19 protein-coding genes are annotated in these 25,104 nt (G+C 62.3%); 10 read left to right on the top strand and 9 right to left on the bottom strand.

The features are described from left to right. Positions 1–230: 230 nt before the first annotated feature. The 3 genes from C8K58_RS13680 to C8K58_RS13690 are packed head-to-tail and all read left to right on the top strand — an operon-like array spanning position 231 to position 3,796. Positions 231–890 carry a paraquat-inducible protein A gene (locus C8K58_RS13680; RefSeq protein ID WP_027606960.1) on the top strand — a complete coding sequence of 220 codons (660 nt, stop codon included), beginning with the start codon at positions 231–233 and terminating at the stop codon, positions 888–890. Further along, positions 877–1,500 (top strand): paraquat-inducible protein A, encoded by a 624-nt coding sequence (locus tag C8K58_RS13685; protein ID WP_027606959.1) that lies wholly within the window; start codon positions 877–879, stop codon positions 1,498–1,500. The genes C8K58_RS13680 and C8K58_RS13685 overlap by 14 nt, the downstream gene beginning before the upstream one ends. After that, complete coding sequence (locus tag C8K58_RS13690; protein ID WP_108573833.1) at positions 1,493–3,796, top strand: PqiB family protein; 2,304 nt, start codon at positions 1,493–1,495, stop codon at positions 3,794–3,796. The genes C8K58_RS13685 and C8K58_RS13690 overlap by 8 nt, the downstream gene beginning before the upstream one ends. Positions 3,797–3,857: 61 nt before the next feature. Here C8K58_RS13690 and mksF read toward each other — a convergent pair whose 3' ends face one another. From mksF to mksB, 3 genes are read right to left on the bottom strand one after another with little or no spacing between them, the layout of a single operon-like run. Further along, positions 3,858–6,698, bottom strand: a complete 2,841-nt coding sequence (mksF, locus tag C8K58_RS13695) for an Mks condensin complex protein MksF (RefSeq protein WP_027606957.1) — start codon at positions 6,696–6,698, stop codon at positions 3,858–3,860. Next, positions 6,695–7,402 (bottom strand): Mks condensin complex protein MksE, encoded by a 708-nt coding sequence (gene mksE, locus C8K58_RS13700; protein WP_027606956.1) that lies wholly within the window; start codon positions 7,400–7,402, stop codon positions 6,695–6,697. The genes mksF and mksE overlap by 4 nt, the downstream gene beginning before the upstream one ends. After that, entirely contained in the window at positions 7,392–8,669 is a 1,278-nt protein-coding gene (gene mksB / locus C8K58_RS13705; RefSeq protein ID WP_027606955.1) for an Mks condensin complex protein MksB, read from the bottom strand. Before mksB ends, mksE begins: the two co-directional genes overlap by 11 nt. Before the next feature lie 187 nt (positions 8,670–8,856). Here mksB and C8K58_RS13710 point away from each other — a divergent pair, with 187 nt between their 5' ends. Both C8K58_RS13710 and rimI read left to right on the top strand, forming a co-directional pair. Further along, the gene (locus C8K58_RS13710; RefSeq protein ID WP_051429386.1) at positions 8,857–9,600 is read left to right on the top strand and encodes a hypothetical protein; all 744 of its coding nucleotides are present in this window, start codon (positions 8,857–8,859) and stop codon (positions 9,598–9,600) included. After that, positions 9,593–10,045 (top strand): ribosomal protein S18-alanine N-acetyltransferase, encoded by a 453-nt coding sequence (gene rimI, locus C8K58_RS13715; protein ID WP_003188286.1) that lies wholly within the window; start codon positions 9,593–9,595, stop codon positions 10,043–10,045. The genes C8K58_RS13710 and rimI overlap by 8 nt, the downstream gene beginning before the upstream one ends. 60 nt (positions 10,046–10,105) lie before the next feature. Here rimI and C8K58_RS13720 read toward each other — a convergent pair whose 3' ends face one another. Then, positions 10,106–10,510 (bottom strand): hypothetical protein, encoded by a 405-nt coding sequence (locus C8K58_RS13720; RefSeq protein ID WP_027606953.1) that lies wholly within the window; start codon positions 10,508–10,510, stop codon positions 10,106–10,108. 151 nt (positions 10,511–10,661) lie between these two features. Between C8K58_RS13720 and can the strand changes: the two genes are divergently transcribed. After that, positions 10,662–11,306 (top strand): carbonate dehydratase, encoded by a 645-nt coding sequence (gene can / locus C8K58_RS13725; protein WP_108573834.1) that lies wholly within the window; start codon positions 10,662–10,664, stop codon positions 11,304–11,306. Here can and C8K58_RS13730 read toward each other — a convergent pair. From C8K58_RS13730 to C8K58_RS13745, 4 genes are all read right to left on the bottom strand, one after another. Beyond that, positions 11,303–11,815 carry an SET domain-containing protein-lysine N-methyltransferase gene (locus C8K58_RS13730; protein ID WP_108573835.1) on the bottom strand — a complete coding sequence of 171 codons (513 nt, stop codon included), beginning with the start codon at positions 11,813–11,815 and terminating at the stop codon, positions 11,303–11,305. The two genes, can and C8K58_RS13730, sit on opposite strands and share 4 nt — an antisense overlap. 144 nt (positions 11,816–11,959) lie before the next feature. Continuing rightward, positions 11,960–13,129 (bottom strand): hypothetical protein, encoded by a 1,170-nt coding sequence (locus C8K58_RS13735; protein ID WP_027606951.1) that lies wholly within the window; start codon positions 13,127–13,129, stop codon positions 11,960–11,962. A gap of 121 nt (positions 13,130–13,250) precedes the next feature. Further along, entirely contained in the window at positions 13,251–14,951 is a 1,701-nt protein-coding gene (locus C8K58_RS13740) for an acid phosphatase (protein ID WP_027606950.1), read from the bottom strand. Positions 14,952–15,078: 127 nt separating this feature from the next. Next, positions 15,079–16,497, bottom strand: a complete 1,419-nt coding sequence (locus tag C8K58_RS13745; protein WP_027606949.1) for a short-chain fatty acid transporter — start codon at positions 16,495–16,497, stop codon at positions 15,079–15,081. 185 nt (positions 16,498–16,682) lie between these two features. On the opposite strand from C8K58_RS13745, the gene C8K58_RS13750 reads away from it, so the two are divergent. Next, entirely contained in the window at positions 16,683–17,972 is a 1,290-nt protein-coding gene (locus tag C8K58_RS13750; protein WP_108573836.1) for an MFS transporter, read from the top strand. Positions 17,973–17,975: 3 nt separating this feature from the next. On the opposite strand, the gene C8K58_RS13755 is transcribed toward C8K58_RS13750, so the two are convergent. Then, positions 17,976–19,346, bottom strand: coding sequence for a gluconate:H+ symporter (locus tag C8K58_RS13755; protein WP_108573837.1), 1,371 nt, complete (start codon positions 19,344–19,346; stop codon positions 17,976–17,978). Positions 19,347–19,531: 185 nt separating this feature from the next. On the opposite strand from C8K58_RS13755, the gene C8K58_RS13760 reads away from it, so the two are divergent. From C8K58_RS13760 to C8K58_RS13770, 3 genes are read left to right on the top strand one after another with little or no spacing between them, the layout of a single operon-like run. Then, positions 19,532–20,752, top strand: coding sequence for a TolC family protein (locus tag C8K58_RS13760; protein ID WP_108573838.1), 1,221 nt, complete (start codon positions 19,532–19,534; stop codon positions 20,750–20,752). An 18-nt stretch (positions 20,753–20,770) separates the two neighbouring features. After that, positions 20,771–21,877, top strand: coding sequence for an efflux RND transporter periplasmic adaptor subunit (locus C8K58_RS13765; protein ID WP_108573839.1), 1,107 nt, complete (start codon positions 20,771–20,773; stop codon positions 21,875–21,877). Between the two features lie 18 nt (positions 21,878–21,895). After that, a complete protein-coding gene (locus C8K58_RS13770) occupies positions 21,896–25,039 on the top strand; it encodes a CusA/CzcA family heavy metal efflux RND transporter (protein WP_098480418.1) in 3,144 nt (1,047 codons plus the stop codon). Positions 25,040–25,104 lie beyond the last annotated feature (65 nt).

The following is a 25,104-nucleotide window of genomic DNA, read 5'->3' on the forward strand; positions in this document are numbered from 1 at the left end:
CCCGAACTCAGCAGTGAAACGATGCATCGCCGATGGTAGTGTGGGGTTTCCCCATGTGAGAGTAGGTCATCGTCAAGATTAAATTCCGAAACCCCATTTGCGAGAGCAGATGGGGTTTTGTTTTGGGCGCTCGAAAAGTGCGCAAAGATGCACGACAAATTTGCACAGTTATTTCTGAACCAGACCACTAGAATAGGCACCTAACCTTTTTTAGAGTCAGAGCCCTATCTATGCCGGATCCGGTTGATGCCCTTGAGGTGTCGGATTTACCACTGGACAACTTGGTGGCATGCCATGAGTGCGACTTGCTGATGCGCAAACCCATGCTCGCCCTCGGTGAAAAAGCCCAATGCCCGCGTTGCGGTTATGAACTCTACGCTCACCGCCATAATGTCGTTGAGCGCAGCCTCGCCCTGGTACTCGCCGCGCTGTTGCTGTACGTCCCGGCGAACTTTCTGCCCATCATGCAGCTCAATCTGCTCGGGCAGTCCTCAGAGGACACTGTGTGGAGTGGCGTAGTCGGTCTATTCGATACCGGGATGCAAGGTGTCGCCGCCGTGGTGTTCCTATGCAGCATGGGTATTCCGCTGCTCAAGCTGCTTTGCCAACTGGTGGTGCTGCTCAGTATTCGTTGGAAGATCGGCCGTAGTTACGGCCTGCTGCTGTACCGCATTTACCACCATATGAAAGATTGGGGAATGTTGGAGGTCTACTTGATGGGCGTACTGGTGGCGATCGTGAAACTCGCCGACATGGCCTCAATCACCATCGGCCTGGGTCTGGTCTGCTTTGTCAGCCTATTAATGGTTCAGGTTCTGCTTGAGGTGGTGATGTCGCCGCACCAGATCTGGCAAGCACTGTCAGGAGAGGATGATCATGCGGGCGATTGATGCGGGCATTCTGATTTGTACTGAATGCCACGAGCTGAACAAACAAGAGCCTGACACCGATGAGCAAACCTGCACGCGATGCGGTGCGCTGATCCATGCCCGTCGCCCCAACAGCCTCACCCGTACCTGGGCCTTGCTGATCACGGCGGCCATTCTGTATATCCCCGCCAATCTGTTGCCGATCATGACCGTCAATTCCCTCGGCCAGGGCGAGCCCAGCACCATCATGGCCGGAGTCATCCAACTGGTGCAGCACGGCATGTTCCCGATTGCGGCTGTGGTGTTCATCGCCAGCATCCTGGTGCCGACGTTCAAGCTGGTGGGCATTGGCCTTTTACTGTTCTCGGTTCAGCGTCACCAACCGCTTTCCGCGCAGCAACGCATTATCATGTACCGCTTTATCGAATTCATTGGCCGCTGGTCCATGCTGGATATCTTCGTGATCGCCATCCTGGTGGCGGTCGTAAACTTCGGACGGCTTGCCAGCGTCGAGGCCAACCTTGGCGCCGCAGCGTTCGCCAGTGTGGTGATCCTTACGATGCTTGCCGCAGTAACTTTTGATCCCCGACTGATTTGGGATAACACGGAGTCGGACGACGACCATGAGTGATTTGCCTAAAGCTAAAACCCGCCCGGCCTCCAACTGGTCAGCCATTTGGGTTCTTCCCCTGATTGCCTTGATCATCGGCGGTTGGCTGGGGTGGCGTGCCTATTCCCAGCAGGGTATTGAGATCCAGGTGCGCTTTGAAAGCGGCGAAGGCATCCAGGCCAACAAAACCGAAGTGGTCTACAAAGGCATGTCCGTGGGTAAGGTAAAGACCCTTGCCCTTGACGACGAGGGCAATAATCGCGGGGTGATTGCCACCATCGAGATGAACAAGGATGTCGAGCAATACCTCAAGACCAACACGCGTTTCTGGCTGGTCAAGCCCAGTGTCAGCCTTGCCGGTATCACCGGCCTGGAAACCCTGGTCTCGGGTAACTACATCGCCGCCAGCCCCGGTGACGGTGAGCCCACACGCAAATTCAAGGCGCTCTCCGAAGAGCCGCCTTTGTCCGACGCCAAGCCTGGCCTGCACCTGACCATCAAGGCCGACCGCCTCGGCTCGCTCAACCGTGGCAGCCCGGTGTTCTATAAGCAGATACAGGTCGGCCAGGTCAAAAGCTACTTGCTCTCCGAGGACCAGAGCACCGTCGAGATCAAGGTCTACATCGAGCCGACCTACGCCAACCTTGTGCGCAAACACACCCGTTTCTGGAACGCCAGCGGCATCAGCATCGATGCCAATCTCTCCGGCGTGAAGGTGCGCAGCGAATCCCTCTCCAGTATCGTCGCCGGCGGCATTGCCTTCGCCACGCCGGAGAATCGCAAGGACAGCCCGCCGACCGATCCGAGCCTGCCGTTCCGCCTGTACGAAGACTTCGACGCAGCCGCTGCCGGTATCAAGGCCAAGGTCAAGCTCACGGACTTCGAAGGCCTGCAGGCCGGGCGTACACCGGTGATGTACAAAGGCATTCAGGTGGGCAGCCTGAAAACCTTGAAGATCGACCCGGACCTGTCCAGCGCCAACGCCGAGCTGACCCTCGACCCCTTGGCCGAAGACTACCTGGTTCAGGACACCCAGTTCTGGGTGGTCAAACCTTCCATCTCGCTGGCCGGCATTACCGGCCTGGAAGCCCTGGTCAAAGGTAATTACATCGCCATTCGTCCTGGTGACAAAGGCAGCGCCCCGCAGCGCGAATTCGTCGCCCGCGCAAAGGCGCCGCCGCTGGACCTGCGTTCCCCTGGCCTGCACATGGTGCTGTTCACCGACAACCTCGGCTCCCTGGATGTCGGCAGCCCGATCCTCTACAAACAGGTCAAGGTCGGCTCGGTGCAGAGCTACCAGTTCTCGCGCAAGAACAAGCAGTTGGTGATCGGCGTTCATATCGAGAAGGAATACGAAAACCTGGTTAACGGTTCGACACGTTTCTGGAATGCCAGCGGCGTGACCCTGACCGGCGGCCTTACCGGTGGTATCCAGGTGAAGAGTGAGTCCCTGGCCAGCCTGATGGCCGGCGGAATTGCCTTCGAAACGCCGCAGCCGAACGTACCGCTGAAAAAGCGCATTCCACGTTTCCGTTTGTTTGCCGACCGTGAGGCGGCCAATCAGCATGGCACCCTGGTGACCATCAAGGTCGAGCGTGCTGACGGTATGCGTCCAGGCACACCGGTACGTTTCAAAGGCCTGGATGTCGGTAAGATCGAGAGCGTGGACCTCAGTGCCGATATGCAATCGGTGTTGCTCAGTGCACGTATTACCCAAGTAGCGGACCGCATCGCGCGCGTCGGCAGCCAGTTCTGGGTGGTCAAGCCAGAGCTGGGCCTGATGAAAACCTCCAACCTGGAAACCCTGGTCACCGGGCAATACATCGAGGTGCAGCCGGCTGCGAAAAACGCCGGTCCGCAGAAGAGCTTCGTCGCACTGGGCCAACCCCCTGAAGCTGTCCGTCAGGAGGCTGGCCTGAGCCTGACACTCAGCGCCGCACGCCGTGGCTCGTTGAAAGAAGGTGTACCGGTGACCTACCGTGAAGTCACCGTGGGCAAAGTGACCAGCTACGAGTTGGGCCAGACCGCCGATCGGGTGCTGATCCACATCCTCATCGAGCCCAAGTACGCACCGCTGGTACGCAGTGGCAGCCGCTTCTGGAACACCAGCGGCTTTGGCCTCGACTTCGGTCTGTTCAAGGGCGCGACGGTGCGCACCGAATCCCTGGAGACGCTGGTGGCCGGCGGTATCGCCTTTGCCACGCCAGACGGCGAGCGCATGGGCAACGCCGCGCGGCCGCAGCAAACCTTCCCGCTGTTCGACAAATTCGAAGAGGAATGGCTGACCTGGGCACCGAAAATCCCACTCGGCAAATAAAGCTACAAAAAAAGGCCGCGATCCAATGGATCGCGGCCTTTTTGCATTTCAGCGCAAAACGTCAGACCTCATCCAGCTCCGGTTCATCCGCCTGCACATTCACTGTCGCCTTCACCACATCATGGCGACGGATGTACTTCCAGTCCGCCTCATCGATGTAGATCCCGTTCGGCCCGCTGCCGCCTTCCAGGTCGATTGCCACCTGGGCAGACACCTGCGGCTTCACACTGGCGAGGATCGGCACGAAGCCCAGCTGCAAACTGGTTTCCAGCAACGCCGCCTGGTTCTTCTCATCGATATCCGCTGCTTCGTCGAGGTAGTACGGCAAGCGCACACGCCCGGCCTGGTCACGGTCCATCAAGTGCAGCAACAAGTACATGTTGGTCAGCGCCTTGATGGTCATGGTGGTGCCGTTGGACGCCGCGCCATCGATGTCGGTGTGGATCACCGGCTGGCCGTGCACCTTGGTGATTTCGAAGGCCAGCTCGAACAGGTCCTTGAGGCCCAACTGGTTATGGTTGGCGGCCACCAGACGGGCCAGGTATTCCTTGGCCTCTTCGTTCTTGTTGTCCTGCTCGGCACTTTGGCTGAGGTCGAACACCGACAGGGTTTCGCCTTCTTCGTACTGGCCAGCACTGTGGATGATCTGGTCGATATGCTTGAGGGCTTCCTTGTTCGGCGCGAGTACGATGCGGAAGCTCTGCAGGTTGGACACCTGACGCTTGTTGATCTCGCGGTTGAACAGCGCCAGCTGGTGTTCCAGGCTGTCGTAGTCGCTGCGGATATTACGCAGGGTTCGCGCAATGTCAGTGACCGCCGCGCGGCGCGCCTTGCCCAGTGTCAGCGCCTCATCGGTGCGGTGCGCATAAGCGTTGATCAACAATTGCAGACGACGCTCTACATCATCCTCGCTGTCGAACTTGGCCACGCCCTTGAGGCGCACCTGAGCATACAGCGCCTCGATCTGGCCATCGGCACGCAGCAGGCCCTGCCAGCTGTCCTGATAGTCATTGAGCAGCGGCAGCAGGTTATCCATGGAGTCATCGACCGGGTCCATGAACGGCGTGCCGAACGGCAAGTCGGCCGGCAACAGCTGCCTGCGGCGCAAGGCGTCATCCAGCGTACGTTGCTTGGCTTCCATATCGCCGATCTGGCGGCCCACCAGTTGCAGCTTGGCGGACAGTTGCTGGACGCGCTCGGTGAACGCATCGCTGGAACGTTTCAATTCATCCTGGGCCGCTTCCATCTGTGCCAGGTTTTCCAGTTTTTCGCCTTCTTCGGCACTCAGGGTTTGCGCGCGACGGAAGTCTTCCAGCGCCTTTTGCGCGTCCAGCACCTGCTGGTACAGCGCTTCGGTCTGGGTCTTGCTCGCCGCGCGGTCGGAGGCCACGGCCTGCTGGGTTTTCAGCTGCTTGAGTTCTTTCTCCAGGCGTTCCTTTTGGTCGCGCAACGCCGCGCGATCCGCCAGGGCCTGCAGCGCCGGTGGTTCGATGTGGGAGATGTCGATGGACAGCCCCGGCACTTCAAAGCGCTCGCCCTTGAAGCCATCGAGGATCTGCTCCAGGGATTTGACCCACTGGCCGTCCTCGTCCAGGGTGATGCCGTGTTCACCTAATGGCAGGCTGAACAACGAGCTGTTGAACAGGCGCATCAGGCGCTCGACGTCCTGCTGCGAAAACTCTTCGCGCAGCTTGGCGTAGCTGTTGTTATCCGCGTGATCAAGCTGCTGCTTGACCGACTTCAAGCGTTTTTCCAGGTCACGCAGACGCTCATCCAGATCCTCGGCGCTGAACTGCCGCGACTGCGCCAGGGCGCCCGCCAGTTCATCGTGAGCATCCTTGGCCGCCAGCAGTTGCTGCTCCAGGACCTTGACGTCATCCACCAGGGCAAAGCGATGCTTGAGCACCGACAGCTCGCCCAGCCAACGCTGGATGCCGCTGATTTCCCGCTCCAGGCGCATCAGCTCCTGGGTGCCGCCACGCTGGTCGTTCTGCAGTGCGTCCTGCTCGTTGCGGTAGTGCTCGGCCTGGATGGTCAGCTCTTCCTTGCGCGCACTGGCATAGTCCGACCAGGTGCCGAGCAGCGAATCCAGCAGCGGCGACAGGCGATGCAGCTTGCCGCGCAGTACGTCGCGCTGGCGAACGCCGTTGGCCAGGGCTTCCACCAGCGGGCCGGCTGCGACCAGGGAATTGTAGTCCTGCTCCATACGTCGTACGTCGCGGAAGGCTTCTTCGCACGCTGCGATGTAATCCACACTGCCCGAACGCAGGCTGTGCTCGAACGCATCGAGGAACAGCTGCTTGAGCTTGGCCGCGGTGATTTCGCGCATGTGCAGCAGGTTGATAAACAACGCGCGGAAGGTTTTCAGGCTTTGCTCACTGGTGGAGCGCAGCGGGATCAGGGTCAGGTCCAGCGGGATCGACGTATGACCACCCACCAGCAAACGGCGCAGTTCATCCGGCTTGAGTTCGTAGGCTTTCAGGCCTTCGCGCTCAAGGTTGGTGAACAGCTCCTTCTGACGCAGGCAGGTGTCGTTTTTCTGATAGTGGGCCAGGTCCAGCTTGCCGGCGTAGGCAAAGAACTGGTGCCCGAAACCGCCGCCCGGGCCGCGCCCGACCACGCCGATTACGTGGGGGCCATGGGGCAGGGAGACTTCCACCAGGATGTAGCTGGTGTCGGTGGCGAAGTAGAAGCGTCGCGATTGCTCCAGGGTGTACTTGCCGAAACTCATGTCCGACATGCGCGCCAGGATCGGGAACTGCAAGGCGTTGATCGACGCGGATTTACCCAGGTTGTTGGCGCCATACACCGACAGCGGTTCTTCCAACGGGAACAAGCCCAAGCTGTAGCCGGCGGTGTTCAATAGGGCGAAGCGGCGGATGCCGTAGCGTTCCTTGCTCATGCGTCGGTCTCCTGTTCTTCGGCAATGGCGCGGGCCAGGGCGTCTTCTTCGCTTTCTTCCGCGAAGTCACTCAAGTCCAGCGGGTCATCGGTCTTCAGCAGCTTCTCATCGCTGTCTTCGTCGATGATCACCGGTGCCGGCAACGGCAACACGCTGTGCACGCTGGCCGCGAGGTCACGGTCTTGCTGCACCGACAGGCACACGTCGAGGAAGCGGTGCATCGGTGGCAGGAAGCGGTAGATGCCGTTGTCTTCGCTGGCAAAACCCAGCTGGGTCATGCGGCGCATGATCTTTTCTTCGAGTTCTTCCTGGGTCTGCACTTCGGCCTGGATAAACAGGTCGCGGTACTTTTCCAGCAGGGACGGCAGTTCATCGCGACCGAGGCTGCCACCGTCGAGCACGGCGATCGGGTCGCGGCCCTGGTCGGCCAGGTGCTCGACAATGATGAAGGTGAACAACGCCAGACGCTGGGCGGTCTTGTTGACCTGCGCACTGGCAATCGCGGAGTCCGGCACGAAGTAGTAGAAGCCACGGGTATCGCACACCAGCTCAAAGCCCAGGGCCTTGAACAGCGTGCGGTACTGGTCCTGGAAGTTCGACAGTTGCGCGTACAGCTCGGGGTCGCGGCGGCTGACGTGGTAACCCTTGAACAGCTCGCGAAAGATCGGCGCCAGCTGGGACAGTTCGGATAGATCAAGATGCATGAGGTGTACTCGCAGAATGCTCGGCGGCGTCGGTGCCGGCCGGGAGCAGGGCGAATGAGCGCAGGCTGACCTGGTGCTCGTGTGTGTGGTAGTCGCGGCGTTCCAGGCGCTCGCGCTTGAAGCGTTTCTCCCGCGAGAGCCGCGAGAACCAGTACAGCAATTCGTCGGTGGCACCGTCCGGTTCCTGCTCCAGCAGCCAGGTCATCAGGTCCGGCATCGGCAGCGCGTCTTCGCAGCGCTCGAGCATTTCCTTGACCGTCCGCGGTGCGCGCTGGGCTTCGCCCTTGTGGGACTTGTGCGCCTTGGGGAACCGGGCCGGTTTCGGCTCGAAGTTCGCCAGGGCATACACATAGGCCTCGACCTGGCTGGCACTGCCGAGGAAGGTGCTTTGCGGTCGGGTAAACATCGGCATCGCCGCCTGCGGCACCGCGTCCAGGCCTTTACGGCGGATGGCCGACAGCGCCAGCGCCGCACCGCGGGTCACGGCGTTGTGCCGACGCGCTTCTTCGCGCAGCGGCAACAGCAGCTCGCGGGCATGCCGCAAGGTCAACTGGGCGCTGGTCTGCATTTCGAGGATGCGCGCGTGGGTGCGCAGCAGCATGTCGTCGTCCACCAGGTGGCCGAGGCGCTGTTGCTCGGTGAGCATGCGCAGCAGCACGTTTTCCACTTTGCGCACGCCTTGCTCGAAGGCACCGTCGGCGTTCACCAGCTGGATCATCGGTTCGACGTACTCGTCCCAGGTCGCCAGGACTTCAGCATAACGCTGGCGCAGCGGGATCTGCCGGTCGCTGGTCTTGGCACGGTCGGCCACGGCCGCGAGGGCCTGTTCGTCGTTGGCGAGTTTTTTCAGTACGTCGCGTACGCGCATGTCCAGCAGGCGCAGTTGGCGGGCCAGGTCGTGGCCATCACGAATGTCGAAGGCATCCTGGATATAACCGGCCAGGCGCTCCAGATGGCGCAGGTAGGCTTCGATCTCCAGGCACAGGCCAAGCCGGTGCTCCTTGCGAAGATAAGCCAGGAAGTCGTGGATCTGCGCGTTGAGCTCGAAACGGTTCGGGCTCTTGGCGACAGGCACCAGGATATCCAGGCGAATCCACACGTCCAGCAGGCTGGTGATGTCCTGGGGCGTGCTGTCCAGTTGTTGGGCGGCCAGTTGTGCGCGCAGCTCGCCGAGGCTCAGGGTGCCTTGGTCGAAGTGTTCGCACAGTGGCTCAAGTAAGGCCCAGTGTTCGGCGAGGGCGCGCAGGACGCGCTTGGGTTCGATCATGGGAATGGCCGGCTGGTTGGCGATTAAAAGTCGCGATTGTACTGCATCAGGCGCGGGATTTATCCACAGCCGGTCAGTGCACAGTGGGCGATTGTTACCGAACAGCGGTAGAATCCCCGCTCTTTACTTATCCACAAGTGGCCGAGCTGTGCTTATCGAGTCCCGACGTCGCGCTTACTTGACCGCCATGCAGGTGGTCAACTGGCTGCCCCGCACCGAACTGCCGTTCGCCGCCCCGTCGCGGCCCGAGCTGTTAGCGGCGCTTGAGCCCTATGAGGCGTTCGAGGTTTCGGGGGAGGAGGCGGCTGCACCGGTGGCCGTGGTCAAACCCGTACTGGAAGCTCGTCCTGCGGTTGAACGCGTCAAGGTCGAGGTGCCGCGCCCGGGGCCAATGGCCAAGCCCGTGGTGGCCGAAGCGGCTGCGCCGGTTGCCAAGGCCCCCGTGGTGCCGCCGCCACGTTTTGCCCTGCAGTTATTGCGGGCCGGGCGTTGCCTGCTATTGGTGGAGTTACCCACCGGCGAGCGCTTCCAGACCCGCGACCCCGCCTACATGCTGCTCAAGGACATGCTGCGCGCCGCCGGCCTGCCCGACAGCCCGCAAATCGTCGGCGACCCGGTCCGTTGGCCGCTGCTGGTACGCGGCACCATGGACCAGGGCCCTGAAGCGGCGCGGGATTTCGTGCAAGGCTTCGTCTCGGCACGCCTGGAGGACGAGCCCTGCGTGTGCCTGTGGCTGATCGGCCTGCCCGCCGTACGATTTGCCGGTGAAGCGAACGCAGAAGCCTGGTACCGCGAACTGCAGGTCGAGGGCCTGGGTTCTGTATGGGCCCTGCCGGGCCTGGAATTATTAATGGAAGAGCCACAGCGTAAGGCTGATGTCTGGCAAGCCATGCGCCGGCTGATGGCGCGCTGGAAAACAACCGATGAGTGAGGCTTTATCCTTCCGCCCGATGACCGAGGCCGACCTCGACGCCGTGCTGAAAATCGAATACGCGGCGTTCAGCCATCCCTGGACCCGCGGGATCTTTCTCGACGGCCTGGGCAAGTACCAGATCTGGCTGATGTTCGAAGGCGAGCAGCAGGTAGGTCACGGCGTGGTACAGATCATCCTCGATGAAGCGCATTTGCTGAACATCACCGTCAAGCCGGAAAACCAGGGCCGTGGCCTGGGCCTGGCACTGCTGGAACACCTGATGTCCCGCGCCTATGCCGCCAACGCGCGGGAATGCTTCCTGGAAGTGCGCGACAGCAATACCGGCGCGTTCCGCCTGTATGAGCGCTATGGCTTCAACGAGATTGGGCGTCGTCGGGACTATTACCCAGCCGTGGGGGGGCGTGAGGATGCAGTCGTGATGGCCTGTACCCTGGTCGATTAAACACACAAGCCAACGTGGCAGGGGGCAGGTCGCCCCTCCCACATTTGGATTTGCGCAGTGTCAGCGGTTTCCGTCCACCGGGTCCAGATCAGCCAGTTCCGCTTCATCCAGGCCATTGCCGCCGCCAATGTCATCTTCATCGACAATGCTCAGGTCAAAATCCGCCGGGTTGTCTTCGCCCGCCTCCCGAGCATCCCGCGCACCGTCTTCATGGATCAGGGTTTCCGGGCTCATGTCATCATCGGTCGACTCATGATCCGCCGTTGAAGCCCCGGTCATTCCGGCCTCGCGCACCCGTTCGTCGGGCATCAGCTGTTCTCGCTCGCCACGGGGGATCTCATTGCCAATCTCCGCCGTCGGTTCTTCCTCGTCAAAATCCAGCTCGCGCATCGAGCCCATGCGGTCTTCGTTGTCGTCAATCGGTTCGGGCTGTGCAGCGCCGTAGGGACGTCGTGATTCAGTCATGGCCAATCCTCATACTGTGGGGCTTATAGTGTGTGGACAGGCATGGCCCCCCAAGATTCAAGTAATTGCCCGCCGGCTATCTTTATGATCGGCGTGACCCGGACGGGCGGTCGTCTGTCAAAGCTGCGCATCATTCCTGAGGCTTTCCCTGATGAACGAACTACAAGACCTGCTTGATAACAACGAACGCTGGGCGGATGCGATCAAACAGGAAGATCCCGAATTCTTCGCCAAGCTCGCCCGCCAGCAGACCCCTGAATACCTGTGGATCGGTTGTTCCGATGCGCGGGTACCGGCCAACGAGATCGTCGGCATGCTGCCCGGTGATCTGTTCGTACACCGCAACGTGGCCAACGTGGTGCTGCATACAGACCTCAATTGCCTGTCGGTGATCCAGTACGCGGTCGATGTGCTCAAGGTCAAACATATCCTTGTCACCGGCCACTATGGCTGCGGCGGCGTGCGCGCCTCGATGCAGGACCGCCAGTTCGGCCTGATCGACGGCTGGCTGCGCACCATCCGCGACCTCTACTACGAAAACCGTGACGTGCTGGCCCAACTGCCGACCGAAGAGGAGCGTGTGGACCGCATGTGCGAGCTGAACGTGATCCAGCAGGTGGCCAACGTCGGCCACACCAGCATTGTGCAAAATGCCTGGCACCGTGGGCAGAGCCTGTCGATCCACGGCTGCATCTACGGCATCAAGGACGGCCGTTGGAAGAGCTTGAACACCACCATCAGTGGCTTCGAGCAACTGCCGCCGCAGTATCGCCTGCGTCCGCTGAGCGAAGCCTAAGGCCGTTTGCGTTCGCGCCAATGGGTCATGAACGCCTGGCCCTCGGCGTTCAAACACTCTGTGCTGCCGGTGATCCAGCCCCGGCAGTTCAGCTCGCCGCATTGGCAGGCGAACTGTCGGAACAAGGTGTCCTCGGTACTGGCGTAGTCCAGGGTCAGCGGGGCGCCGGCGGGGATGGGCTGTACGGTCCAGAGTTCCAGGTAAGTGGTGTCGAAAAACACATTCGGGTTGCAGGAGTGTCGCAGCAGGCCGCAGAACCAGCTGTCATACAGGTGGATGCGGGCCGACAGCTGCAGCGTACGTGGGCGTCGCTCGTTCACGGCGTAACCGGACACCCGGGCAATGCGCACGCGGCCGTCAAAACCCACGCGAGCCCTGACGCCGCCGCCGTCGCGCTCAACCTTAAAGTGCTTGGCCGAAGGGTAGCCCTGTTCAACGAGCAGTGTCTTGAACGGGTACAAACCATCACCCACAACGGTTTTAGCCTGGTCCATGGCTTGAGTTTTCATAACTCTCCTTGGTTAGGCTGCATCGACCTGCGGGTGGTGGCTGACTACCAGTCTTGCAGCGGATGGGCCCGGCTCAAGACTCGCTGAACGTGGAGCCGATTTCTACTGTCAACTTTGACAGTAGAAATCGGATTTTTTTGCTGTCTACAGCGCAGGCGCCGTGATGCTGGGGGCGGGTGCTGCGTTTTTCAGCTGCTTGAGCTGCGTCTTGATCGAAGGCGTGGCGCATTTGGCGTTCGCCTGTTCCGGGGTCAGGTTGCGCACCGAGGTGTAGAACAATTCGCAGGTCTGCTCTTTGCGCGTGACCTGCCAGGTGTTCATGCAGGCCTTGAGCAGTACATTCGGATCGCTCGCGGGCTTCTGGCCCATTCCGGCCTGCCAGCAGGCGGCGCTCAAGTCCTGGCCCATCACTTTCAAGCCGGCTTCGTCGGCTTTCTGCTCGTTACCGTCATAGGTGTCCGGGCTGGCCGCGTACCAGATGTAGCTGGGGTGGTTGGCGCCCAGCACCGAGACGGTCCTGCCCGCGGCAGGGCTGATCTGCGCCAGGCCCAGCACACCCACGGTCTGCCCGTATTGCTGCTTGATCCAACTGCGCACCGGCGCGCCGAACGCGACCATTGGCAGCGAGCCGTTGGGGTGCAGGCTCAGTTCGCTGACCATGCGGGTCTGGTAGTCGGTGAAGTAGCCGTAGACGTTCTCCAGGTCCTTGCCCGCATTGGAAGGGGCGGCGATGGGGGCGATATCGATGATGGTCTGGTAGGCCGGGGTTTCGGTGGCCGGCACGCCGTTATCGGTGAGCAGGCTGGCCCAGCGGTCGGTGGTGGCCGACTCCAGGTAATCCTGGGCCTGGGTCAGCGAATAATCCGGCGGGAAATGCAGCAACTCGATGCTCTTGCGGTTTTCCAGGGCCATGCCCAGTGGCAGGAACAGGTACCAGTTGTACGCCCACTTGCCGTCGCTGTTGAGTCTGCTCGCGCCCTGGTAGGCCAGGTCAGCGGTATTGAGCAGCGCGGTCAGGGGCTGGCCGTAACTGTCGGGTACACCGCTGAAGGTCGCGGCGAGCTGCCCTTCATGGTTCTTGACGCTGACCTTGGCTCGGCTGTAGCCATCGCGCTGCAGGCTTTGGTTCAGGTAGTGCTCGGCGGTCTGCTCCAGCGTCCATGGCCGAAAGCAGATCACATTGCAGTTATTGGGGTAGGCGAACAACTGGGTCACCCGTTGAGTGCTGCCCAACGGTACTTCGATGTCGGCGTGTACGACCGCACTGGCCATCAGTGCGGCCAGGGTGAAGGATAACCTGGTCGGTTTGAACATACTTGATTCCTTGTCAGCGAAAGCCCGTCTGCGCGGGGTGAAAGCCCACCTCCTCACAGTAGCGGTTGGCCAGGAAAACCGCGTGCTAAATCGCCAGGCATGTCGCTATTGGATATGCGTCCTACACGCTGAACTGCAACGCGTTGCTCAAATCCCCCATGGGTTTCTGACCCCGGGCAATCATGGCGTCATCGCGTTGCTTGAGCCCGTCCAGGGTCTCCAGCTGGAAGACCCGCGTAATCAAGCGCAGGATCGACGCGGTGTCGTACACCGTATGGTCCACGGTGCCTTTACGCGCGAAGGGCGAGACCACCAGCGCCGGGACCCGCGTGCCTGGGCCCCAGCGGTCGCCTTTGGGCGGGGCGACGTGGTCCCACCAGCCGCCGTTTTCATCGACGGTCACCACCACCACCATGTTTTTCCACTGCGGGCTTTCCTGCAGCACCTTCAAGGCGCGGACGATGTGGCGGTCGCCCGACGCCACGTCAGCGTAACCGGCGTGCATATTCAGGTTGCCCTGGGGCTTGTAGAAACTCACCGCCGGCAGCTTGCCGGCCTGGGCATCGGCGAAGAATTTATTGGTGCTCGCCTCATCGCCCAAACCGCCATCGCGCAGGCGCTTGTCACGCTCGGCACGGTTCTCGGGGCCCTGCTGCTTGAAATAGTTGAACGGCTGGTGGTGGTACTGGAAGTTGGGGATCTTCGGAATGCCGCCCGAATCCTTGAACTGGTCCAGCGTCGCCTGCCACGCCCCGGCGTACCACGCCCAGTCGACGTTCTTTTTCGACAACTTGTCGCCGATATGTTCGTGGGTTTGCGGCACCAGCACGTTGGGCAGGTCGGCTTTTGCGTAGTCCGGGTTTTCCGGGTCACGAATCCAGGTCGGCCAATACGGCGGCGCCAGGGTGTTCACGCCGTAGCCGTCCGGGGTCAGCGCGCTGGGGCCGAACTGTGGCGGGCCGGTCATGGCGCTCGCCGGGGATTTATCCAGCGGTTTGAGACGCGGGTCGGTGGGGTCATCGCTTTGCAGCGTGGCGATCTGCGCCTTGGCCACCGACTGCGCGGCATTCGGGTAGAACGGCGCGGTGGCGCTGATCAGGTATTGATGGTTGAGGAACGAGCCACCAAACGCGCCCTGGAAGAAGTTATCGCAGAGCACAAACTCCTTGGCGACATCCCACAGGCGCAGGGAATAACGGCTCTGGGCGTAATGGCCCATGACCAGGCCGCCGGCGTCGGCCCAGGCGACGAAACCGTCGTTCTTGCCGCCGTTGATCTGCATCTGGTTCTGGTAGAACACGTGCCACAAGTCGCGGGTGACCAGGCTCAACGGCAGGTCTTCGGCGTTCGGGCCCTTGAGGGCGAACGGGGCGTTGGGCAGGTTTTCCTGGAATTGCACTTCGCTGGGGTAAGTCACCCCGTCCACGCTTTGCGGGCCCACTTGCAGCACACCGCCCCAGGCCGGGGGCAGGGTGGTCAACAGGCTGCCGTCGCGGTCGCGTTGCTGTGTGTCGGCGGCGGAAAGCGCCGACAGCGGTTTCTCAACGCCTGGGAAGTCCGCAAACAGATTGTTGAAGCTGCGGTTCTCGGCATAGATCACCACCACGGTCTTCACCTGGTCGTGCAAGGCCTTGTCCAGCTCCTGGGGCGTGAGTGGCCGCGCCACCGGCTTGCCCGGCGCCTCACCGCCATTGCCGCAGGCACTCAAGGTCGCGCCAACCCCCAACACCGCCGCGCCCCCCAGGAAGCGCCGACGGCCGGTGTCTACCGGCGGTTGGGCCATGGCATCAGGGGAAGGGCGGTCTTCGTGATCATCACTCATTGCGGGGAGTCCTTGCTGGCGAGATGTTGCAAGATATTTCGCAGGACGGTAGCAATGCAATGTGACGGAATTAAGGCAGCTGCAAGCTATGAGCCTCAAGCTTCAAGCTTGAGGCTTGCAACTGATCCTACGGCATGACGGGCGGCAAATACTTCAATGTCGTCCCCAGCGCCCACAGCAGGAACAGCACCAACGGTGTGTGTACCAGCAACTGCACAAACGAAAACCCGATCAAATCCCGCGCCTTCAACCCCAGCACTCCCAGCAACGGCAGCATGTAGAACGGGTTGATCAGGTTCGGCAGCGCCTCGGCCGCGTTGTAGATCTGCACCGCCCAGCCCAGGTGGTATTGCAGGTCATTGGCCACTTGCATCACATAAGGCGCTTCGATGATCCACTTGCCGCCGCCAGACGGGATAAAGAAGCCCAGCACCGCCGAGTACACGCCCATCAGCAGTGCATACGTGTCGTGGGAGGCGATGGACGTGAAGAAGGTCGAGATATGGTGCGCCAGGGTCTGGCCGTCGCCGCCCTTGACCACGGTCATCAGCGCCGCAATCGAGCCGTACAGCGGGAACTGGATCAACACGCCGGTGGTGGTCGGCACTGCACGGGCCACCGCATCGAGGAAACTGCGCGGGCGCCAGTGGAGCAGGGCACCGACCATGATGAACAGGAAGTTGTAGGTATTCAGCCCCGAAATCGCGCTGATCGCCGGCTTGGTCGAGAACTCATGGAACAACCAGCCCGCCGCCAGCAATGCCAGCAGAATGGTCAGCAACGGGCTGTGTTCCAACCATTCGCCGGGGCGGCCCGGTGGTTGCAGCTTGGGCAGGTTGAAGGCCGGGTCGACGCCACAGGCCTTGGCGTCACGGGCGCTGTTGGGGCCGGGCGCGGTGGCGTAGGCGATGATCAGCGACACCACGATCAGTGCCAGCAACAGCACACCGGATTGCCACAGGAAGATGGTGTCGGTAAACGGGATCACCCCGGTGATCGACAGGATCGACGGCGGCAAGCTGGCCGGGTTGGCCTGCAATTGTGCGGCTGACGACGACAGCCCCAGCGCCCACACCGCGCCCAACCCAAGATAGGCCGCCGCACCTGCAGCACGGTAGTCCATGCGCAAATCCGTACGGCGGGCCAGCGCACGCACCAGCAAGCCACCGAACACCAGGGACAGGCCCCAGTTGAGCAATGACGCCACCATAGAGATCAACGCGACCCACGCCACGGCGGAGCGGCCGTTCTTCGGGATGCGTGCCAGGCGGTCGATCAGCTTGACCGCCGGTGGCGAGCTGGCGACCACGTAGCCACCGATCACCACGAAGGCCATCTGCATGGTGAACGGGATCAGGCTCCAGAACCCGTCGCCAAAGGCCTTGGCGGCTTCGGTCGGCGCGGCGCCCATGCCCAGAGTCGCCACGGCGACGATGATCACGGCGAGGGCGGCGAACACCCAGGAGTCCGGAAACCAGCGCTCGGCAAAGTTCGAGCAGCGCAGGGCAAAGCGGGCATAGCGGCTTTCTTCGATAGCATCGGCCACGAGTCTTTCCTCTTGTAGTTATTATGGTGTCGGCAATTTTTCGGCATGTTCCTCCACGGCCATTGATATGGGAATGCAGTTATCTTCATCGATCCATGAGGAAAACAAATATATCTGCCGCGATTGCCATCAACCGGCTCAGCTCATAACCTGCACGCCATTTTGTTTGTCTGCCGAGCCTCAACATGACTGCCACCTCTGTGCCACAGGCGCAGCGTTTTTCCCGCTCCGACTACAAAACCCTGGGCCTGGCCGCCCTGGGTGGCGCCTTGGAAATCTACGACTTCATTATCTTCGTGTTCTTTGCGCTGACCCTCAGCCAACTGTTCTTCCCGCCGGAAATGCCCGAGTGGCTGCGCCTGCTGCAAAGCTTCGGCATCTTCGTCACCGGTTACCTGGCGCGCCCGTTGGGCGGCATCCTGATGGCGCACTTCGCCGATCACCTGGGGCGCAAGCGTGTGTTCAGCCTGAGCATCCTGATGATGGCGTTGCCGTGCCTGCTGATCGGGATCATGCCCACCTACGCACAGATCGGCTACTTCGCACCGCTGATCCTGCTGGTGCTGCGCGTGCTGCAAGGTGCGGCGGTGGGCGGTGAAGTACCCAGCGCCTGGACCTTCGTCGCCGAACACGCACCGCGCAACCATCGTGGCTATGCCCTGGGCTTCCTGCAAGCCGGCCTGACCTTCGGCTACCTGCTCGGTGCGCTGACTGCCACGCTGCTGGCACAGGTCTTCACCCCGGCCGAAATCCTCGACTATGCCTGGCGCTTCCCCTTCCTGCTTGGCGGTGTGTTCGGCGTGATCGGCGTGTGGCTGCGGCGCTGGCTCAGCGAAACCCCGGTCTTCCTCGAAATGCAGGCCCGCCGCCAGGCCGCTGCCGAGCTGCCGCTGCGCACCGTACTGCGTGACCATCGCGCCGTACTGTTGCCGGCGATGATCCTCACCTGCGTGCTCACCTCCGCCGTAGTGGTATTGGTGGTCATCACCCCGACCATGATGCAGAAAACCTTCGGCATGAGCCCCAGCCACACCTTTGCCTTGAGCGCCCTGGGCATCGTCTTCCTGAACATCGGCTGCGTCCTCGCCGGCCTGCTGGTGGACCGCATCGGTGCCTGGCGCGCGGTGCTGGTCTACAGCCTGCTGCTGCCGGTGGGTATTTTCCTGCTGTACGCCAGCCTGATCAGCGGCGGCATCTGGCTTGGCGCGGCGTACGCGCTGGCGGGCTTGAGTTGCGGGGTGGTGGGTGCGGTGCCGTCGGTGATGGTCGGCCTGTTTCCGGCGCAGGTGCGGGTGTCGGGAATTTCCTTCACCTACAACATCGCTTACGCACTGTGGGCGAGTACCACGCCGCTGATGCTGATCGCGCTGATGCCGACCAGCCCGTGGATTTGCGTGGGGTATTGCGTGGTAATGGGCGCGGTGGGGGTGGTGTGTGTGGTGCTGTTTGGTAAGCGCCACACCTTGGCGGCCTGAAGGTCAGGTCAAGAAGTGCCACAGCACCAGCGTACCCACCAAGCCGACCACCGAAACAATCGTCTGCAATACCGACCACACCCAAATCGTCTGTTTCAGCTGCAAGCCAAAGTACTCGCGCACCATCCAGAACCCGGCATCGTTGACGTGGCAGAAGAACACCGAGCCGGCGCCGATCGCCAGTGCCACCAGTGAACTTTGTGTCGCCGCCAACCCGGCCATCATCGGCGCGAGGATGCCGGCGGTCGTGGTGGTGGCGACCGTGGCCGAGCCGGTGGCCTGGCGCAGTGCCACGGCGATCAACCAGGCCAGCAGCAGGTACGGCATGTGCGCGCCTTCGGCGACTTTGCTGATGGTCTGGCTGACGCCGGCGTCGAGCAGGGTTTGCTTGAGGCCGCCGCCGGCGCCGATGGTCAGCAGCAACACGGCGATGGGCGCGAGGGCCTTGCGCAGGGTGTTGCCGACCTCAGCGCGCGGCATCCCGGCGGCCCAGCCCAGGCAGATCACGGCGGCGATCACCGCCAGGCCCAGGGCGATCAGCGGCTCGCCGAGGAATTTCAGAGTCAGGCCCACGCTGCTTTCCGCTGGCAGCGCGACTTTGGCCAGGGTACTGCCGAGCATCAGAATCACCGGCAACAGAATGATCAGCAATGACACGCCAAAGCTCGGCTGGCGCGGGGCCTTGGGCGGGGCGCTGAACAGCGCGCCGATGTCGGCCGGCTCATCCACATGCAGGCGTTTGGACAGCCAGTTGCCATAGAGCGGCCCGGCGAGGATCACCGCCGGCACCGCCAGGCAAAAGCCCATCAACATGGTCAGGCCCAGGTCGGCGTGCAACGCGCCCACCGCAATCAGCGGCCCCGGGTGCGGTGGCATCAAGGCGTGCAAGGTGGTCATGCCCGCCAGCGCCGGGATGGCGATTTTCAACAGCGGCTGGTTCGAACGTTTGGCCATCACAAAGATGATTGGCACCATCATCACCAGGCCTACTTCGAAGAACAGCGGCAGGCCGATCACCATCGCCACCAGCGCCATCACCCATGGCAACGACTTGCCCTTGCCCAGCCCGAGCAGGGTGGTGGCGATGCGGTCGGCCGCGCCGGATTCCGCCATCAGCGCACCCAGCATCGAGCCCAGGGCAATGATGATCCCGGCCTCACCGAGGATCGCCCCGGCGCCCTTGCTGAAGGCCCTGGCCACCTCTTCCGCTGGCAGCCCGGCGCCGACCCCGGCGATAAAGGTGCCGATCAGGATCGACAGGAACGGCGGCAACTTGGTCGCGCTGATCAGCACGATGATGCTGGCGATGGCCAGCAGTACGCAGAGCATGAGACGGGTGTCGTGAACCATCCACGCGGCAGTCGATAACGCCAAGGCGGGACTCCTTATCGAACAGGTTGGGAAAATTGTTTCTTTTTATTTCCTGCCCCAAAAGCATACCTGATAACGCCCGCCGTAGAGCCATTGCTGTCGGATTTGTAATCTTTGCTCCACCGCTCTGATAAGTCGCGAACGCTACATTCTCCCGGCTTTTACTTTATGGGCGTGGAACTCTCGTTATGGCAATTTCCGTTAGAAAGCTGGTGGGGGCGACGCTGTTGTGGGGCGCTGCCAGCATTGCCCAGGCACAAACCCTCACCCTCGACGCGGCCCTGCAAACCGCCTTCGCCAACAACCCCGACCTGGCGGCCGCGCAATGGGACATCGAGATCGCCGCGGGCGGTCGCCAGCAGGCCGGGCTGATCCCCAATCCGGTGGCGTCCTGGGATGCCGAAGACACTCGTCGCGATACGCGCACCACCACCCTCAAGCTCAGCCAAACCCTGGAACTGGGCGGCAAGCGCGGTGCCCGCATTGACGTGGCGGCGCGTGCCCAGGACGCCGCCGCACTGGCCTTGGAACAGCGCCGCAATACGTTGCGCGCCGAGGTGATCGAGGGCTATTACGGTGCCCTGCGCGCCCAGGAACGTCTCGACCTGGCCCAGCGTTCCCTGGCCTTGGCCGAGCGCGGGCTGGTGGTCGCCAACGGCCGCGTGACTGCCGGCAAATCCTCACCGGTGGAAGCCACGCGTGCCCAGGTGCAGTTGTCGGAGATTCGCCTCGAACTCAACCGCGCACACATGGGCCTCACCGACGCCTATCGTCGCCTGGCCGCCAGTACCGGCAGCGCGGCGACCGACTTCCAGGCCGTCGCCACGCCAAGCCACTCCACACCGCCGTTGCCGTCCGCCACGCACCTGTTGGCGCGCCTTGAACAGACCGCCGAACTGCGCCTGGCCGAACTGCAGATTGTGCAGAACGAAGCCAGCGTGGGCCTGGAAAAAGCCCAGCGTATTCCCGACCTGGATGTGTCCATTGGCAGTCAGTACGACGCCAGTGTGCGCGAGCGGGTGAACCTGGTCGGCGTGTCGATGCCGATTCCGTTGTTCAACCGCAACCAGGGCAACGTGCTCGCCGCCACGCGCCGTGCCGATCAGGCCCGCGACCTGCGCAACGCTGCCGAATTGCGCCTGCGTACCGAAACGCGCCAGGCCCTGGACCTGTGGCAAACCGCGAACAGCGAAGTGCGCGCATTCAACCAGCAGATTCTGCCCGCCGCCCAACGCGCGGTGGACAGCGCCACCCGCGGCTTCGAGATGGGCAAGTTCAACTTCCTCGACGTGCTCGACGCCCAGCGCACCCTGATCGCGGCGCGCACCCAATACCTTGCGGCCACCGCCCAGGCCACCGATGCCTGGCTGCGCATCGAACGGATTTACGGCGACCTCGCCCGGTTTTGATTTTTTCTGGAGTGCCTTATGAATAAACGACACGGCGTGGCGCTTGCCGTCGCCTTGGGCCTGATGCTGTCCGGCGTGGCCAACGCCGAGGAAGAAGAAGGCACCCTCGAGCTGACTGAACAACAAATCCAGGCCGCCGGCATCGAGCTCGCCGAGGCCCGACCCCGGTCGATCAGCACATTGCTTACGCTGCCAGGGGAGGTGCGTTTCGACGAAGACCGTACCTCGCATATCGTCCCCCGCGCGGCCGGTGTGGTGGAGTCGGTGAAGGTCAATCTTGGCCAGGCGGTGAATAAGGGCGAGCTGCTCGCGGTGATCGCCAGCCAGCAGATTTCCGACCAGCGCAGTGAGCTGGCGGCCAGCGAGCGTCGGGTTGAACTGGCGCGTATCACCTTCCAGCGTGAACGCCAGTTGTGGCAGGACAAAATCTCCGCCGAGCAGGATTACCTGCTGGCGCGCCAAACCCTGCAAGAAGCCGAAATCGCGCTGAACAATGCCCGCCAAAAAATGACCGCGCTCAGCGGCAACACCGTGCTGGCCGGCGGCAATCGTTACGAACTGCGTGCGCCGTTCACAGGCGTGGTGGTGGAAAAGCACCTCGGTGTCGGCGAAGTGGTGAGCGAGACCAGCAACGCCTTCACGCTGTCTGACCTGTCCCAGGTGTGGGTCACCTTCGGCGTATTTCCCAAGGATTTGAACAAGGTCCGGCTCGGCAAACCGGTGAAGGTCAGCTCCACGGAAATGGGCACCGACGTGCAGGGCACCGTGGCCTATGTCGGCAATTTGCTCGGCGAGCAAACGCGCACCGCCACCGTACGTGTGACGGTGCCCAACCCCGACGACGCCTGGCGCCCTGGACTGTTCGTCACCGTGCAACTGGCCACCGACACTTACCAGGCCAAGGTCACCGTGCCGCAAACGGCGATCCAGACCGTCGAGGAAAAACCCTCGGTCTTCGTACGCACCCCAGACGGTTTTATCACCCGCCATCTTGAGCTTGGCGCCAGTGAAAACGGCTACGTCGAAGTGCGCCAGGGCCTGGAGGCCGGAGCCCAGGTGGCCACCACCGGCAGCTTCATCCTCAAGTCCGAATTGGGCAAGGGCTCGGCCGAGCACGCCCATTGATCCTGCGAGTGATTTCCCATGTTTGAGCGCCTTATCCAATTCGCCATCGAGCAGCGCATCATCGTGCTGCTGGCGGTGCTGTTGATGGCCGGTGTCGGCATTGCCAGCTATCAGAAACTGCCCATCGACGCGGTGCCCGACATCACCAATGTGCAGGTGCAGATCAACTCGGCGGCGGCCGGTTTTTCGCCGCTGGAGACCGAGCAGCGCATTACCTTTCCCATCGAAACCGCGATGGCCGGCTTGCCGGGCCTGCAGCAGACCCGTTCGCTGTCACGCTCCGGTTTGTCCCAGGTGACGGTGATCTTCAAGGACGGCACCGACCTGTTCTTCGCCCGCCAGTTGGTCAACGAGCGCCTGCAGGTTGCCCGCGAGCAATTGCCTGTGGGGATTGAAACGGCGATGGGGCCGATTTCCACCGGCCTCGGGGAGATTTTCCTGTGGACCGTGGAGGCTGAAGAGGGCGCCCGCAAGGACGACGGCACGCCCTACACGCCGACCGACCTGCGGGTGATCCAGGACTGGATCATCAAGCCGCAACTGCGCAACGTGCCCGGTGTGGCCGAGATCAACACCATCGGCGGCTTCGCCAAGGAATACCAGATCGCCCCCGACCCCAAGCGCCTGGCGGCCTACAACCTGACCTTGAACGATCTGGTCACGGCACTGGAGCGCAACAACGCCAACGTCGGCGCCGGGTACATCGAGCGCAGCGGCGAGCAATTGTTGATCCGCGCGCCGGGGCAGGTGGCGTCCATCGACGACATCGCCAATATCGTCATCACCACGTCCGATGGCACGCCGATCCGCGTGCGCAATGTCGCCCAGGTCGAGATCGGCCGTGAACTGCGGACCGGCGCCGCCACGGAAAACGGCCGTGAAGTGGTGCTGGGCACGGTGTTTATGTTGATCGGAGAAAACAGCCGCACGGTGTCCCAGGCGGTGGCTTCCAGGCTCGAACAAATCAACCGTTCGCTGCCCGAAGGCGTGGTGGCGGTGACCGTCTACGACCGCACCAACCTTGTCGAAAAAGCCATTGCCACGGTGAAGAAAAACCTCTTCGAGGGTGCGCTGCTGGTGGTCGCGGTGCTGTTCCTGTTCCTCGGCAATATCCGCGCGGCGCTGATCACCGCGATGGTGATTCCCCTGGCGATGTTGTTCACCTTTACCGGCATGTTCACCCACAAAGTCAGCGCCAACCTAATGAGCCTCGGCGCGCTGGACTTCGGCATTATCGTCGACGGCGCGGTGGTGATCGTCGAGAACGCTATCCGCCGCCTGGCCCATGCGCAGCAGCGCCATGGCCGCCTGCTGACCCGCAGCGAGCGCCTGCACGAGGTGTTCGCGGCGGCCAAGGAAGCGCGGCGTGCACTGATCTTCGGGCAGCTGATCATCATGGTCGTTTACCTGCCGATCTTCGCCCTCACCGGTGTGGCCGGGAAGATGTTCCACCCCATGGCGTTCACCGTGGTGATCGCGCTGCTGGGGGCGATGATTTTGTCAGTGACCTTCGTACCGGCGGCGATTGCGCTGTTCGTCACCGGCAAGGTCAAGGAAGAAGAAAACCTGGTGATGCGTACCGCGCGCCGGGCCTATGGGCCGGTGTTGGATTGGGTGATGGCGCGCCGGCCACTGGTGTTCGGCCTGGCCGTGCTGACCATTGTTGCGTCGGGCGTGGTGGCCAGCCGCATGGGCAGTGAGTTTATCCCCAGCCTCAGCGAGGGCGACTTCGCCCAACAGGCCCTGCGCGTGCCCGGCACCAGCCTGACGCAATCGGTGCAGATGCAGCAGCAGCTGGAAAAAACCTTGATGGCCCAGGTGCCGGAAATCGAGCGGGTATTCGCCCGTACCGGTACGGCGGAAATCGCCTCCGACCCGATGCCGCCGAATATTTCCGACAGCTACGTGATGCTTAAACCGAAGGCGCAATGGCCGGACCCGAATAAATCCCGCGACACCCTGATCGCCGATATCCAGCGCGCCAGTGCGATTGTGCCGGGCAGTGCGTACGAGTTGTCGCAACCGATCCAGCTGCGTTTCAACGAGCTGATTTCCGGGGTGCGCAGTGATGTGGCGGTGAAGGTATTCGGCGACGACATGGCGGTGCTCAACACCACCGCCGCAGACATTGCCGAGACCCTGCAAGGCCTCGATGGCGCTTCGGAAGTGAAGGTCGAACAGACGTCCGGCCTGCCGGTGCTGACCATCAATATCGACCGTGACAAGGCCGCGCGCTTTGGCCTGAATGTCGGCGATGTGCAGGACACCATTGCCGTCGCCGTCGGTGGGCGCCAGGCCGGTACCCTGTATGAAGGTGACCGGCGTTTCGACATGGTTGTGCGCTTGTCCGACGCGCTGCGTACTGATATCGACGGCTTGTCGCGGCTGCTGATTCCGGTGCCGGCGCTGGCCGGGAATGCGGCGGGGCAGTTGGGGTTCATTGCGTTGTCCCAGGTCGCCAGCCTGGACCTGGTGCTCGGCCCGAACCAGATCAGCCGCGAGAACGGCAAGCGTCTGGTGATCGTCAGTGCCAACGTGCGCGGGCGGGATATGGGATCGTTCGTGGAAGAGGCCGAGGCGGCGATCACGGCGCAGGTGAAAGTGCCAGCGGGTTACTGGACCACCTGGGGCGGCCAGTTCGAACAGTTGAAGGAAGCCGCCGAGCGTTTGCAGATCGTGGTGCCGGTGGCGTTGCTGCTGGTGTTCGGGTTGCTGTTCATGATGTTCAACAACCTCAAGGACGGGCTGCTGGTGTTTACCGGGATTCCGTTCGCGTTGACCGGCGGGATCATGGCGCTGTGGATGCGCGATATTCCGCTGTCGATCTCGGCAGGCGTGGGCTTTATCGCCTTGTCCGGCGTGGCGGTGCTCAACGGCCTGGTGATGATTGCCTTCATCCGCAACCTGCGCGAGGAAGGACGCTCGCTGTCGGTGGCTATCCACGAGGGCGCGCTGACCCGCCTGCGCCCGGTATTGATGACCGCGCTGGTGGCCTCCCTGGGGTTTATCCCCATGGCCCTGGCCACCGGCACCGGCGCCGAAGTGCAGCGTCCGTTGGCGACGGTGGTGATCGGCGGGATCATTTCTTCTACCTTGCTGACCTTGCTGGTGCTGCCGGCGTTGTACCAGTGGGCCCATCGCCGTGAAGAGGAGGCTGCCTGAGTTCTTTAAAAACACCGCAAAACAATGTGGGAGGGGGCTTGCCCCCGATAGCGGTGGGTCAGTTG

The sequence above is a fragment of the Pseudomonas sp. GV047 genome, assembly GCF_003058245.1.
GTDB classification, from domain to species: Bacteria; Pseudomonadota; Gammaproteobacteria; order Pseudomonadales; family Pseudomonadaceae; genus Aquipseudomonas; species Aquipseudomonas marginalis.